Genomic DNA, 13,323 nt, shown 5'->3' on the forward strand with positions numbered 1-13,323 from the left:
GCCGGGCTCAGTCCTGCGCGACCACCGGCACCGTGTAGTTCAGCGGCAGCCGTCCGCCGTCCGGATACAGGGTCTGGCCGGTCATGTAGCTGGCATCGTCGGAGGCGAGGAACGCCGCGACGCCCGCGATCTCCGACGGTTCGCCGACCCGGCCGAGCGGCGTGCGCGACAGCACCCGCGTCTGCGCCGCCTTGTCGGCATTCACCGCCGTCAGCATGTCGGTCATGATCGAGCCGGGGCCGATGCCGTTGACGCGGATGCCATGCGGCGCCAGCGCCAGGGCCGCAACCTTGGTGAGCTGGTTCAGGCCGCCCTTGGAGATCGAATAGGGCACCTGGTCGGCGATGGCGAAAACCGCGTTCACCGACGACATGTTGATGATGACCCCCGGCGTGCCACCCGCCGCCACCTTGTCGACCATGTGACGGGCCACCGCCTGGCTGCATAGGAACGCGCCCTTCAGGTTGACCGACAACACGCGGTCGAAATCCGCCTCCTCGATCTCGAGGAAGTCGCCGCCGGCGACGATGCCCGCGTTGTTGATCAGGATGTCGATGTCGCCGAAGGCGTCCAGCGTTGCCGCCACCAGGTTGCGCACGTCGAGCTTCTCCGCGACGTTGCAATGGACATAGCGCAATTCGCCGAGCGTCTTCAGCTCCGCCTCGGCCGCCTCGCCGCGCGCATCGTCCACATCGGCGATGACCACCTTGGCACCGTCGGAGAGAAACCGGCGTGCGATCGCCAGGCCGATACCGCCGGCTCCGCCGGTGACGATGGCAACCTTCTTTTCCAGGGACACGGAGTTCCTCGCTGCTGTCTGTTCACGCGATTTTCGGGACAAGCCGCCCGCGCGGGCGCTGCATTGCCCGCGCGCGAACATAGGACGCAGCGCCGCCGCTGTCGATGCGACAGCCTGAAAGCGCTGGGGAAGCAGCGGGCCGCGGCACCTGCCGTTGCGGCAGTCTCAGCCGCCGACCGGCAGGCCGCGTTCCTTCAGCGCCGCGGCGATCTCGTCGATGATCGCCGGATCATCGATCGTCGCCGGCATCCGGTATTCCGCCCCATCCGCAACCTGGCGCATGGTGGCGCGCAGGATCTTGCCCGAGCGGGTCTTCGGCAGCCGCTCCACCGTGATCGCCAGCTTGAAGGCGGCGACCGGGCCGATCCGCTCGCGCACCAGGGCGACCAGTTCCCTCTCGATCTCCGCATGCGGCCGGTCGACGCCGGCCTTCAGCACCACGAAGCCGCAGGGCGACTGGCCCTTGAGCTGGTCGGCGATGCCGATCACCGCGCATTCGGCGACGTCCCGGTGGCTCGCCAGCACCTCCTCCATCGCCCCCGTCGACAGCCGGTGGCCAGCGACATTGATGATGTCGTCGGTGCGCGCCATGATGAAGAGATAGCCGTCCTCGTCCATCAGGCCGGCATCGGCCGTCTTGTAGTAGCCAGGAAACTCCTCCAGATAGCTCGCGTGGAAGCGCTCCGGCGCGTTCCACAGCGTCGGCAGGCAGCCCGGCGGCAGCGGCAGCTTGACCACCACATTGCCCAGCGCGCCCTTGGCGACCGGATGGCCGGCATCGTCCACCACCTGCACATCGTAGCCGGGCATGGGAACCGTCGGCGAGCCGTGCTTGACCGGCAGCATGCCGAGCCCGACCGGATTGCCGACGATCGGCCAGCCCGTTTCCGTCTGCCACCAGTGGTCGATGACCGGCACGCCGAGCTTGTCCTCCGCCCAGGCGATGGTGTCCGGATCGGCCCGCTCGCCGGCCAGGAACAGGGTGCGGAAGGAGCCGAGATCGTAGTCGGCGATCAGCTTGCCCTCCGGATCCTCCTTCTTGATCGCGCGGAAGGCGGTCGGCGCGGTGAACAGGCTCACCACATTATGCTCGGAAATCACCCGCCAGAACACGCCGGCATCCGGTGTGCCGATCGGCTTGCCCTCGAAGACGACCGTCGTCGCGCCCTGCAGCAGCGGCGCATAGACGATGTAGGAATGGCCGACGACCCAGCCGACATCGGAGGCCGCCCAGAACACTTCGCCCGGCTCGACGCCGTAATGGTTCGCCATCGTCCATTTCAGCGCCACCATGTGGCCGCCAGTGTCGCGCACCACGCCCTTGGGCTGGCCCGTCGTGCCGGACGTGTAAAGGATATAGAGCGGATCCGTCGCCTTGACCGGCACGCAGGCGACCTTGCGCCCCTGCGCCAGCGCATCGGCGGTGAGGGCGCCGAAATCATGGTCGCGCGCGCCGTCCAGCGCCGCCTCGGCCTGCACCCGCTGCAGCACGAAGCAGGCCTCCGGCTTGTGCCGGGACATCTCGATGGCCGCGTCCAGCAGCGGCTTGTAGGCCACCACCCGGCCCGGCTCGATGCCGCAGGAGGCGGCAATGATCGCCTTGGGAGTCGCATCGTCGATGCGGGTGGCGAGTTCGCGCGCGGCAAAGCCGCCGAAGACGACCGAATGCACCGCGCCGAGCCTGGCGCAGGCCAGCATCGCCATCACTGCCTCGGGGATCATCGGCATGTAGATGATGACGCGGTCGCCCTTGCCGATGCCGTGATCGGCCAGCACGGCGGCCATGGCGTTGACCCGCTCCAGCGTCTCCTCATAGGTGAAGACGGCCTTCGCCCCGGTGATCGGGCTGTCATAGATGATCGCCGGCTGGCCGGGGCGGTCGCGCTCCACATGCCGGTCGAGGCAGTTGTAGCAGGTGTTGCATTCGGCGCCGGCAAACCACTGGCCATAGCCGCCGAGCGAGGGATCGAAGACCGTGTCCCAGGGCTTCATCCAGTCGATCTCGGCGGCGGCCTTCGCCCAGAAGCCTTCCGGATCGCGCGCCCACGCCTCGTAGACCTCGTGATAACGGCTGGTCATCGGCTTGTCCTCCCTATGGAAATTCGGCCTGTCGAAACCCGGCCTTCCGCAACGCGGTTCAGCGTATCTGCCGCGACGGGGCACGGAAAGGCAAGCCTTGCCACCCTATACATTCGGCGAATGGGAAGTTTGCTTAGGCGGGCTGTCCTGCAACATGACAGCGCCCTGCTCCCCCGTATAGATTGGCCAGGGCGTCGATTCGGTGCCAGCCTCCTGTCGGTAAAGACCCCCGTGCATCCCGTTTCCGATCCCCTGTTCTATGCCTTCGCCATCCCGGCGGTGATCCTGGTCGGGCTGGCCAAGGGCGGCTTCGGCGGGCCGCTGTCGCTGCTCGGCGTGCCGATGATGAGCCTCGTCATTCCGCCGGTGCAGGCTGCCGGCATCATGCTGCCGATCCTCGTCGTCATGGACATGGCCGGACTGATCGCCTATCGCGGCAAATATGACGGGGCGAGCCTGCGCATCCTGCTGCCGCCGGCGATCCTGGGCATCGGCATCGGCTATCTCACCGCCGCCCATGTCAGCGATGCCCATGTCCGCCTGCTGGTCGGCCTGGTCGCGGTGCTCTTCACGCTCGACTATCTGCGCGGCGGCGCGCGGATGGGCGAAGCGAAACCGCAACGCCCCTGGGCCGGGCGGTTCTGGGGCTCGATCGCCGGCTTCACCAGCTTCGTCAGCCACACCGGCGGCCCGCCCTACCAGATCTACATGCTGCCGCTGCGGCTCGACCCGATCCGCTTCGCCGGCACCACCGTGCTGTTCTTCACCACGATGAACGCGATCAAGCTGGTGCCCTATGCCGCGCTCGGCCAGTTCGACGCGGCGAACCTTGCGACCTCCGCCGTGCTGCTGCCGCTCGCCCCGCTGGCGACCCTTGCCGGCGTCTGGCTGGTGCGCCGGGTGCAGCCGGCGCTGTTCTACCGCATCACCTATCTCGCCGTCGGCGTCATCGGCCTCAAGCTCTTGTGGGATGGGGCGAGCGCCCTCCTCGCCTGATCGCGCAGGCCGCCGAACGCAGTTGATCGAACGGGGCTTTGCCGCTTTGATGCCGGGAACGGCGGGGAGAAAGCGCCGGCTGACAGGGCATATCCGGAGGAACGAATGGCCGACAACGGCACCCCCTTCACGCGCGATCTCGACAAGGTCGAGGCCAACTACACACCGCTGTCGCCGCTGAGCTTCCTGGCGAGGGCCGCCGCCGTCTTCCCCGACCAGACCGCCATCGTGCATGGGCGCCAGCGCGTCTCCTATGCCGAGTTCTACGCCCGCAGCCGCAGGCTCGCCTCGGCGCTCGCCGCAAGGGGCATCGGCAAGAACGACACGGTGACGGTGATGCTCTCCAACACCCCGCCGATGCTCGAGGCCCATTACGGCGTGCCGATGACCGGCGCCGTGCTGCATTCGCTCAACACCCGGCTCGACGCCGCCATCCTCGCCTTCCAGCTCGACCACGCGGAAAGCAAGGTCGTCATCACCGACCGGGAATTCGCCCCGGTGATGAAGGAGGCGCTGGCGCTGGCAAAGGTCGCCCCGCTGGTCATCGACTATGACGACCCGCAGTTTCCGCAAGCCGGCGAATTGCTCGGCGAGATCGACTACGAGGCGTTCGTCGCCTCCGGCGATCCCGACTTCGCCTGGCGGCTTCCGGCCGACGAATGGGACGCGATCTCGCTCAACTACACCTCTGGCACCACCGGCAATCCGAAAGGCGTCGTCTACCACCATCGCGGCGCCTATCTGCTGGCGCAGGCCAATGTCCTGACCGCCTCCATGGCCCGGCATCCGGTCTATCTGTGGACCCTGCCGATGTTCCACTGCAACGGCTGGTGCTTCCCCTGGTCGCTGTCGCTGGTCGCCGGCACCCATGTCTGCCTGCGCTGGGTCCGCGCCAAGCAGATGTGGGATGCGCTCGCGGACGAAGGCGTCACCCATCTGTGCGGCGCGCCCATCGTCATGTCGACGGTGCTCAACGCGCCCGAGGAGGACAAGCGCGACCTTGCCGGGCGCATCGTCGAGTTCTTCACCGCCGCCGCTCCCCCGCCCGAGGCCGTGCTTGCGGCGATGAAGGAGGCCGGCTTCAACGTCACCCATCTCTACGGCCTGACCGAGGTCTACGGCCCCGCCGTCGTCAACGACTGGAAGCGCGAGTGGGATGGGCGCCCGGCCGCCGAGCAGGCGGCGTTGAAGGCGCGCCAGGGCGTGCGCTATGTGGCGCTGGAGGATCTTGCGGTGCTCGATCCCCAGACCATGCTCCCCGTTCCCGCCGACGGCGAGACCCTCGGCGAGGTGATGTTCCGCGGCAATGTGGTGATGAAGGGCTATCTCAAGAACCCGACCGCGACGGCGGAGGCCTTTGCCGGCGGCTGGTTCCATTCCGGCGATCTCGGCGTCATGCATGAGGACGGCTATATCCAGCTCAAGGACCGGTCCAAGGACATCATCATCTCGGGCGGCGAGAACATCTCCTCCATCGAGGTGGAGGACGTGCTGTTCAAGCATCCCGAGGTGATGGCCGCCGCCGTGGTCGCACGGCCGGATGAGAAATGGGGCGAGACCCCTTGCGCCTTTGTCGAGCTGCGCCCCGGCGCGCAAGGGACGGCGGAGGAGATCGTCGAGTTCTGCCGCCAGCGGCTCGCCCGCTACAAGGTGCCCCGCCATGTGGTCTTCACCGAACTGCCGAAGACCTCGACCGGCAAGATCCAGAAATTCGTGCTGCGCGAGATGGCGAAGGAGGTGTGAGCACTGCGCTCCGGCCGCAAGCGGCGGGCACGCCTGCGACAGCGCGCCGCCCCGTCGCCTTGCGCGTTTCGGAGTAAGATCTCAACGTTCGAAGACATGCAACAAACGGCACCCACGGGTGCCGGGGAGCAGGACATGACACATCTTCGCCGCACGTTGGCAGGCCTCACGCTTGCCGCAACCCTGGTCAGCGGGGCCGCGCTGGCACAGCAGGGGATGGGTCAGGGCATGGGGGGCGGAGGCATGGCCACCCGGATGGAAGCCATGGACACCGACGGCAACGGCAGCGTCTCCCTGCAGGAGATGCTGACCCACGCCGAGGATGTCTTCCACGCCATGGATGCGGACGGGGACGGCAAGGTCACCATGGACGAATACATGGCGCTCCGGATGGGTTCCCAGCAGGGCGGCAACACCGCGATGCAGGCGCGCCGGCAGGAGGAGAAGGAGGCGCGCTTTGCGCCCATGGACACGAATGGCGACGGGACGCTGAGCCTCGACGAGTTCCTGTCCGGCGCCAAGGCCCGTTTCGGCCTCGCCGATGAAAATGGCGACGGCGAACTGGCCCGGCCCGAGTGGCGCGCCTTGCACTTCTGAGGCGTGTTTGGGGCCGCCCACCTGCGCGCCGACAGGTCCGTGCGCCATGACACCCCGACAGTCTGGACCCCGAAAACACAGAAGCCGCGGCAAGGCCGCGGCTTCTGCTGTGGTCGAAGGGGCCTTGCGGCCCCTTCCCGTGTCAATGCAGGATCTTCAGTGCAGGGTAGAGCCGGAGCGAAGCCGCTCAATCTGGTCCTTGAGCTGAAGTTTCTGGCGCTTCAGGCTGGCGAGCTCCAACGAGTCCGTGCTTGGATGGCGCATCGCCTCTTCCAGTTTTCGCTCAAGATCCGAGTGACGTTTCTTCAACTCGACCAGATGCGACTGAAGGGACATGGATAACCTCCTTGCCTATTCGCGTTTGACGACATCAGTGTGACACAGCCTGCAAGCCCTGTCGAACGCTTCCGAAGGTCCTTGCCCCGATTGCGCGATTGCCGTTAGCGCAGGGTTTACGGAGCGTTTTCTCCGGCGGATCCGCCCGTCCGCGGCCCTCCGGCCGCCGCCTGCGACACCCTGTCCACGGCCGCCGCGCGTCGCCGCGATGTTCAACGGGTCTACCGCCCGGGCCGCCATCGCGGTATCCTGTCGGCGGAAGCGTTTTGGCCTTCGGGAGGACCCTGTCCGAGCGTTCCGGGGCGTTGAAGATGATCGGCTTTGCGAAGGTCGGGCGGTCCGCCTTGCACCTTCCGCCGGTCGGGTGGGCGTTTGCGCCGAAAGTCTGGAGTAGAGGCATGGATGCGGGCATGGACGGCGACTTCGACGACAAGACGGTGCGCATCGAGCTGGCGCGCCTGCGCCAGGAACACCGGGACCTCGACATGGCGATCGGCGCCATGGTGGAGACCGGCCGCGCCGACGCGCTGCAGCTTCAGCGCCTGAAGAAAAAGAAGCTCGCACTCAAGGACCGCATCACCACGCTGGAAGACCGCCTGCTTCCCGACATCATCGCCTGACCGGCCCTGACGGCTCTCCGGCTCCGTCCGCAAGGCCCTTGCGCACCGCCCGGCTCTGCCTATAGTGCGGGGCCTTCCGGCACGGCCGGCAACAGCAACCTCAGGCAGGGGCGCGCATGGGCGAGGCAAATCCGCAAGTGGCCATCATCATGGGCAGTCAGTCCGACTGGCCGACCATGAAACATGCGGCCGACACGCTGGCGGCACTCGGCGTCTCGCATGAGGCGCGCATCGTCTCGGCCCACCGAACCCCCCAGCGGCTCTACGACTTTGCCAAGGGCGCCCGCGAGGCCGGCTTCAAGGTGGTGATCGCCGGTGCCGGCGGCGCCGCCCATCTGCCCGGCATGACCGCCTCGATGACGCCGCTTCCCGTCTTCGGCGTGCCGATCGAGTCCCGCACGCTGAAGGGCGAGGACAGCCTGCTGTCCATCGTCCAGATGCCGGCCGGCATTCCGGTCGGCACCCTTGCCATCGGCAAGGCCGGCGCGGTCAACGCCGCGCTGCTCGCCGCCGCCGTGCTGGCCCTCACGGACACCGCCCTCGCCGCTCGGCTCGACGACTGGCGCCGGCGCCAATCCGAGGCGGTCGCCGAGCACCCGTCCGACGACGCTTGACCAGGAAGGGCACGGGCAGATGAGCAAGACCGGCGACCGGCCGTTGCTGCCGGGAGACACGATCGGCATTCTCGGCGGCGGCCAGCTCGGCCGCATGATCGCCCTTGCCGCCGCCCCGCTCGGCCTCAAGACCCATATCTTCTGTCCCGATCCGGCGAGCCCCGCCTTCGAGGTCGCCCAGACCCACACCATCGCCGGCTATGACGATGTTGCCGCGCTCGACATCTTCGCCGCCTCGGTCGATGTCGTTACCTACGAGTTCGAGAATGTGCCCGGCCCGACCGCCAGCCATCTCGCCGCCCGCGTGCCGGTGCGCCCGGGACCGCGCGCCCTTGCGGTCTCGCAGGACCGGCTGGAGGAAAAGAGCTTCCTGCAGACCGCCGGCATTCCGGTCGCCGGCTTCTGGCGCGTCGACAGCGACGAGGAGGCGGTCGCCGCGCTGCATGAGGCCGGCGGCACAGGCATCCTCAAGACCCGCCGCCTCGGCTATGACGGCAAGGGCCAGATCCTGCTGCGCTCGGTGGCGGAAGCGCGCGACGCCTTCACCCGGCTCGGCCGCCAGGCCGCCATCATGGAAGCCTTCGTGCCCTTCGAGCGCGAGGTCTCGGTGATCGCCGCGCGCGGCCTCGACGGCACCTTGCGCGCCTATGACGTCGCCGAGAACGTCCACCGCGACCATATCCTCAAGACCTCGACCGTGCCGGCGGCCCTTGCCCCCGAACTGGCGGCCGAGGCCCGCCGCATGGCCGAGACGATCTGCGAGCGGCTCGACTATGTCGGCGTCATCGGCGTCGAGATGTTCGTGCTGCCGGAGGGCGCAAAGGGCCCGCGCCTCGTCGTCAACGAGATCGCCCCGCGCGTGCACAATTCCGGCCACTGGACCCAGGACGCCTGCCAGGTCTCGCAGTTCGAGCAGCATGTGCGTGCCGTCGCCGGCTGGCCGCTCGGCAGCGCCGAGCGCCATTCCGACGTGGTCATGGAGAACCTGATCGGCGAGGAGGCGGACCGCTGGGCCGACATCCTCAGCGAGGCCGGCGCCTCGCTGCATCTCTACGGCAAGACGGAGAGCCGGCCGGGCCGCAAGATGGGCCATGTCAACCGCATCCGCCCGCTCAAGCCGTAATCCCCTGCGGCGCAGACCGGACCGCCTCAGATCAGGCCGATCCTCTCGCGCAGCGCGAAGCGCCACATGACGAGCACGGCGACGAAGGCAAGGCCCGCCGCCAGCCCGATCCAGATGCCGATGCCGCCGAAGCCGAGCGGGAAGCCGAGCACATAGGCGCCGACCATGCCGACGCCCCAATAGCCGGCCACCGCCATGATCATCGGCACCTTGGTGTCCGACAGGCCGCGCAACAGGCTGCCGCCGATCACCTGCGCCCCGTCGAAGACCTGGAACAGCGCCGCCACCGCCAGGAAACTGATGCCGATGGCATGGACGCTTGCCGCATCCGGATTGCCGAAGTCGAGGAACAGGCCGACCAGCGTCTCGGGGATCAGCAGGAAGACGATGGCGCTCGTGCTCATGAAGGCCATGCCGAGGTTGAAGCCGGTCCAGCCGGCCCGCCCGACCGCCTTGCGGTCGCCGCGCCCGGCCGCCAGGCCGATGCGGATCATCGCCGCCTGGCCGATGCCGATCGGCACCATGAAGGCGATCGAGGCGAACTGGGTGGCGATCCCGTGCGCCGCAAGGTCGATGGTGCCGATCCAGCCCATCATCACCGACGTGCCGGAAAACAGCGCCACCTCGACCAGGAGCGTCACCGCGATCGGCCAGCCGAGCTTGACGATCTCCAGGAGCTTCGGCCAGTCCGACCGCCAGATCCGCCCGAACACGCCATAGCGCCGCAGATGCGGCTGGCGCAGCACATAGGCCACCAGCAGCAGGAAGGTCACCGTCGAGGTGATCACCGAGCCGATCGCGGCGCCGACCAGTTCCAGCCGGGGAAACCCGAAATGGCCGAAGATCAGCACATAGTTGACCATGGCGTTGAGCACCGCGCCGGCCACCGTCGCCCACAGGACCGCCTGGGCCCGCTCCATCACGGTGATGAAGTTTCTCAGCGCCATCGTCAGCAGCGACGGCACCAGGGTGACCATCATCACCTGGGCATAGCCGCCGGCCAGCGCCGCCACCTGCGGCTCCTGGCCGAGCGCCAGCAGCAGGTCCTCGGTGTGCCACATCACCAGCAGCGCCGGGATCGAATAGAGCGCGACGAACCAGAAGCCCATCCGCACCGCCCGCCGCAGCTCGCGCACCTTGCGCTCGCCGCGGGCCCGCGCCGCCAGCGGGATCACCGCCTGCAGCACGCCCATGCCGAACAGCCAGAGCACGATATAGAGGTTGAAGGCCAGCACCACCGCCGCCAGCTCGGTGGCGCCGAGCCAGCCGATCATCAGCACATCCGTGGTATTGACGGCCATCTGCGCCAGTTGCGCCCCGGCGATCGGGGTGCCGAGCGCCAGGGTCGGCAGGATATCGCCGCGCCAAAGGGCGGAAAGCCGGCCGGCCGGCCGGGCCGTGGAGGGATCGGTCATCCCCTGAACTCCGGGAGTGCCCGGAGCTCACACCGGTGCGCACAGGCCGCGAGGGCCTGAAGAGAGCGCAACCAGGTCCCGCACGGGCAAAGGACATGGACACCGGACGCCGCGCAGGGCGAAAATCCGCGCCGGCAGCCGGACCTCTTCCTAGTTCCTCGCTACAATCCTGTCCAGAAAAACCGGCCGCCCGCTTTTGCCGCCGCGACGCTGAAACCCGGTGGCGATCCGGGCGAGGACCCGTCGCCGCGCAGCCGCAAAACATGGCTCGGAACCGGTGAATGCGGGTGGACAAGCCCGGTTGCCTCTGCTAACACAACGCCCTGACTGGCGACGCGAGGGCGGCGCGGCCTTGTCTTTGTGCAAGTGGCAGCCCCTTCCCGGATGGCGACCGGTTTCGGTGGTGATCCGACTTCGCTTCCGCATCACATTGAAATTGCTCCGCACAGGGTGCAGGTCCGCATCCCGTGCAAACACGATGGGAAAAGACGCGTGCAGGTTCTGGTCCGCGACAACAATGTCGATCAGGCGCTCAAGGCGCTTAAGAAGAAAATGCAGCGCGAAGGCATCTTTCGCGAGATGAAGCTTCGCGGCCACTACGAAAAGCCGTCCGAGAAGAAGGCCCGTGAAAAGGCCGAGGCCGTTCGCCGCGCCCGCAAGCTGGCGCGCAAGCGGGCCCAGCGCGAAGGCCTGCTGCCGAGCAAGGCTCCCCGCCGCTAAAAGTACGGCCCGGCGCGGACCAGTGTTTCGCGCCACGTCCAGCCGACACCCCAGGTTCTTTCGCCTCCCTCCCGGGCCGTCACGCCCGGCATGGAGGCGAAGCCGTTTGCAAAGGCCCGCGCCGGCCACGGCCGAAGCGGGTCGGTGCCAGTACGGGTCGGTGCCAGTATGGGTCGATGCCGGCATCGGGGAGGCGCCGCGAGCGGGTTCGCCCTGGCAATTGGCGGATGTCCCGATGCGGTTCGCCGGGTTTCCGCCCGAATCGCTTGGCATCTTGTCGCTCGGCATCCTGTCGCCTGGCATCGTCCGGCGGCGGGTGGAACGCGCTGGACGATCGTGCCATTGTCCGTCGCGATGGTGTCCGTCGCGATGAAGACCGTCGCGATGAAGGCCGGTGCGACGAAAGGTCTTGGCGGCTGGTTGCGGGACAGGACAGGATCAACCGAGGTGGTGGGCATTGCGTAAGGCGACGTTTCGATCAGGCCCCCTGCGGGGTGTTCTCCTCTCCGCCGCCCTGCTGGTGGCGGGTTGCCAGGCATCCGGCCTGTCCTCCGGTTTCGAGGTCGACCGTTCCGCCGGCTCCGCCGCGAACATCGATTCCCTCAACGCGGTGATCAAGGCCAACCCGCGCGACGCGGCCGCCTACAACACCCGCGGCATTGCCTATGGCCAGGCCGGGCGCCACAAGGAGGCGATGGCGGATTTCGACACGGCCCTGCAACTGTCACCGGACTCGTTTCAGGCCTATGCCAACCGCGCGCTGGTCCACCGCCGCTTGGGCAACCTCAACGCCGCCGTCAACGATTACAGCGCCGCCCTCCGGATCAAGCCGGACTATGACCTTGCCCTTGTCGGGCGCGGCAATTCCTACCGCGAGATGGGCCGCGACGATCTCGCCCTTGCCGATTTCGACGCGGCGATCCGCCGCGATTCGAGCAATGCCCGCGCCTTTCACAATCGCGGCCTGATCCATCAGGCGCGCGGCAGCCATCAGCAGGCCGTCGAGGATTTCGCCATCGCCATCGGCCTCGATCCCAACGCGGCCGAGCCCTATATCGCGCGCGGCATCTCCTATCTCGCGCTGAACGATCCCAAGGCCGCCCTGTCGGACCTGTCCGAGGCGGTCAACCGCGACACGCGCTCCGCCGTCGCCTGGGCCAATCGCGGCTTCGCGCTGGAGACGCTCGGCCAGGCCAGCGACGCGCGCCGGTCCTACAGCCGCGCCCTCGGCATCGACGGCTCCAACCAGATCGCCCGCGAGGGCCTCGGCCGGCTCGACCGGGGCGGGTCCGGCGTGGTCACCCGGAGCTGACGCCAGGCCCAGAGCCGTTTCGGCGCCGTTTCGGCGTCTCTCTCGGCATCCCTCTCCGGCGCCCTTCCCGCCGCCGTCCGTGACATCTGCGTGGCTTCCCATCCCCGTGGCTTCCGCCGCAGGGGAGCCCTTTCGTCCTCGTCGCCCCGCCCCCTTCGACGGCAATCCTGAGGGCGGTCCCGCAGGCCCGCGGCACATCGGCCCGTCTCCTCCCGACACGACAGGTCGCCGGTTCTACCCGGGCCACAAGACGCGAAAGGCCGGCAGCGGATCACCGCTGCCGGCCTTTCCTGTTTCTGCAGGTCTTTAACCGTGGGGCCTTGCCCTCAGCGCAGCGACACCACCGGCAGCACGACAATGGCGGGTCCCTCGAACCGGTCGGGACGCGGCATCGCGGCTTCGCGCGCCGAGGCGCCAAAGCGGTTGGCATAGACACGGCCGCCCGGCGCCATCAGCAGTTCCAGCCGCCGCTGGTTGGGATGCTGGAGCTGGGCGAAGGTCCGGGTACGGGTGTTGGTGAGGCCCGAAAGGATTTCGGGAAGCGCGGTCCGGTCGGGAAGCGCGGCAAAGCGCGCCAGCGGATCGCGGATCACCGGCTCCGGCAGGCGTCCGGACACCGAGGCCTGGCGGGTCGCCGGAGCGGGAGCGGCGGCGCGCGACGGCGCCACGGTGGAATTGCCGCCCGATGCGCTCGCGGACGCGGTTGCCGGTGCATAGGCGAGGGTCGCGGCGGTGAGGTCCGTCTGCGGCTTGCGGCCGGGTGCCGCGCCGGTGGCGGCGGCGATGGCCGCGACCCCGTCCGTCGGGGCCGGTCGCGGCAGCGCGGCGGCGAGCGCGGTTCCGGTCGCGGCCTCGATCGGACCCTGGCGCAGTTCCGCCGGCTTGGCGGGCGGCGCGATGGCGGCAACGGTGATCGGGGCCTGTGCCGCCGGCGCCGCATCCTCGCGCGCGGCGACGGCTGCAGACGGC

12 protein-coding genes and 1 pseudogene are annotated in these 13,323 nt (G+C 68.4%); 8 read left to right on the forward strand and 5 right to left on the reverse strand.

Features of this window, described 5'->3' with window-relative positions:
- Positions 1 to 7: 7 nt before the first annotated feature.
- Together TSB10GB4_RS22620 and TSB10GB4_RS22625 are read right to left on the reverse strand one after the other, a co-directional pair.
- Positions 8 to 799 carry an SDR family NAD(P)-dependent oxidoreductase gene (locus TSB10GB4_RS22620; protein WP_186397571.1) on the reverse strand — a complete coding sequence of 264 codons (792 nt, stop codon included), beginning with the start codon at positions 797 to 799 and terminating at the stop codon, positions 8 to 10.
- Between the two features lie 165 nt (positions 800 to 964).
- On the reverse strand, positions 965 to 2,878 hold the full coding sequence (locus tag TSB10GB4_RS22625; RefSeq protein WP_186397572.1) for a propionyl-CoA synthetase: 1,914 nt from the start codon (positions 2,876 to 2,878) through the stop codon (positions 965 to 967).
- 231 nt (positions 2,879 to 3,109) lie between these two features.
- Here TSB10GB4_RS22625 and TSB10GB4_RS22630 point away from each other — a divergent pair, with 231 nt between their 5' ends.
- From TSB10GB4_RS22630 to TSB10GB4_RS22640, 3 genes are all read left to right on the forward strand, one after another.
- Positions 3,110 to 3,874 carry a sulfite exporter TauE/SafE family protein gene (locus TSB10GB4_RS22630; RefSeq protein ID WP_186388459.1) on the forward strand — a complete coding sequence of 255 codons (765 nt, stop codon included), beginning with the start codon at positions 3,110 to 3,112 and terminating at the stop codon, positions 3,872 to 3,874.
- 105 nt (positions 3,875 to 3,979) lie between these two features.
- Positions 3,980 to 5,617 (forward strand): acyl-CoA synthetase, encoded by a 1,638-nt coding sequence (locus tag TSB10GB4_RS22635; RefSeq protein WP_186397573.1) that lies wholly within the window; start codon positions 3,980 to 3,982, stop codon positions 5,615 to 5,617.
- Between the two features lie 135 nt (positions 5,618 to 5,752).
- On the forward strand, positions 5,753 to 6,214 hold the full coding sequence (locus tag TSB10GB4_RS22640; protein ID WP_186397574.1) for an EF-hand domain-containing protein: 462 nt from the start codon (positions 5,753 to 5,755) through the stop codon (positions 6,212 to 6,214).
- A gap of 156 nt (positions 6,215 to 6,370) precedes the next feature.
- Here the strand turns inward: TSB10GB4_RS22640 and TSB10GB4_RS22645 are convergent, their stop codons facing one another.
- Entirely contained in the window at positions 6,371 to 6,550 is a 180-nt protein-coding gene (locus tag TSB10GB4_RS22645; protein WP_186397575.1) for a YdcH family protein, read from the reverse strand.
- A gap of 410 nt (positions 6,551 to 6,960) precedes the next feature.
- Here TSB10GB4_RS22645 and TSB10GB4_RS22650 point away from each other — a divergent pair, with 410 nt between their 5' ends.
- From TSB10GB4_RS22650 to TSB10GB4_RS22660, 3 genes are all read left to right on the forward strand, one after another.
- Positions 6,961 to 7,170 (forward strand): YdcH family protein, encoded by a 210-nt coding sequence (locus TSB10GB4_RS22650; protein WP_186388503.1) that lies wholly within the window; start codon positions 6,961 to 6,963, stop codon positions 7,168 to 7,170.
- 116 nt (positions 7,171 to 7,286) lie between these two features.
- A complete protein-coding gene (purE, locus tag TSB10GB4_RS22655; RefSeq protein WP_186397576.1) occupies positions 7,287 to 7,784 on the forward strand; it encodes a 5-(carboxyamino)imidazole ribonucleotide mutase in 498 nt (165 codons plus the stop codon).
- 19 nt (positions 7,785 to 7,803) lie between these two features.
- Entirely contained in the window at positions 7,804 to 8,907 is a 1,104-nt protein-coding gene (locus tag TSB10GB4_RS22660; protein ID WP_186397577.1) for a 5-(carboxyamino)imidazole ribonucleotide synthase, read from the forward strand.
- Between the two features lie 26 nt (positions 8,908 to 8,933).
- On the opposite strand, the gene TSB10GB4_RS22665 is transcribed toward TSB10GB4_RS22660, so the two are convergent.
- Entirely contained in the window at positions 8,934 to 10,322 is a 1,389-nt protein-coding gene (locus TSB10GB4_RS22665) for an MATE family efflux transporter (RefSeq protein ID WP_186397578.1), read from the reverse strand.
- A 492-nt stretch (positions 10,323 to 10,814) separates the two neighbouring features.
- Here TSB10GB4_RS22665 and rpsU point away from each other — a divergent pair, with 492 nt between their 5' ends.
- The gene (gene rpsU / locus TSB10GB4_RS22670; protein ID WP_029059436.1) at positions 10,815 to 11,042 is read left to right on the forward strand and encodes a 30S ribosomal protein S21; all 228 of its coding nucleotides are present in this window, start codon (positions 10,815 to 10,817) and stop codon (positions 11,040 to 11,042) included.
- Between the two features lie 457 nt (positions 11,043 to 11,499).
- Positions 11,500 to 12,354, forward strand: coding sequence for a tetratricopeptide repeat protein (locus TSB10GB4_RS22675; RefSeq protein ID WP_244293105.1), 855 nt, complete (start codon positions 11,500 to 11,502; stop codon positions 12,352 to 12,354).
- Positions 12,355 to 12,680: 326 nt separating this feature from the next.
- Here the strand turns inward: TSB10GB4_RS22675 and TSB10GB4_RS22680 are convergent.
- Positions 12,681 to 13,323, reverse strand: a pseudogene (locus TSB10GB4_RS22680) (ATP/GTP-binding protein); the annotation flags it as partial.

This window comes from Stappia sp. TSB10GB4, assembly GCF_900185745.1.
Lineage (GTDB): Bacteria > Pseudomonadota > Alphaproteobacteria > Rhizobiales > Stappiaceae > Stappia.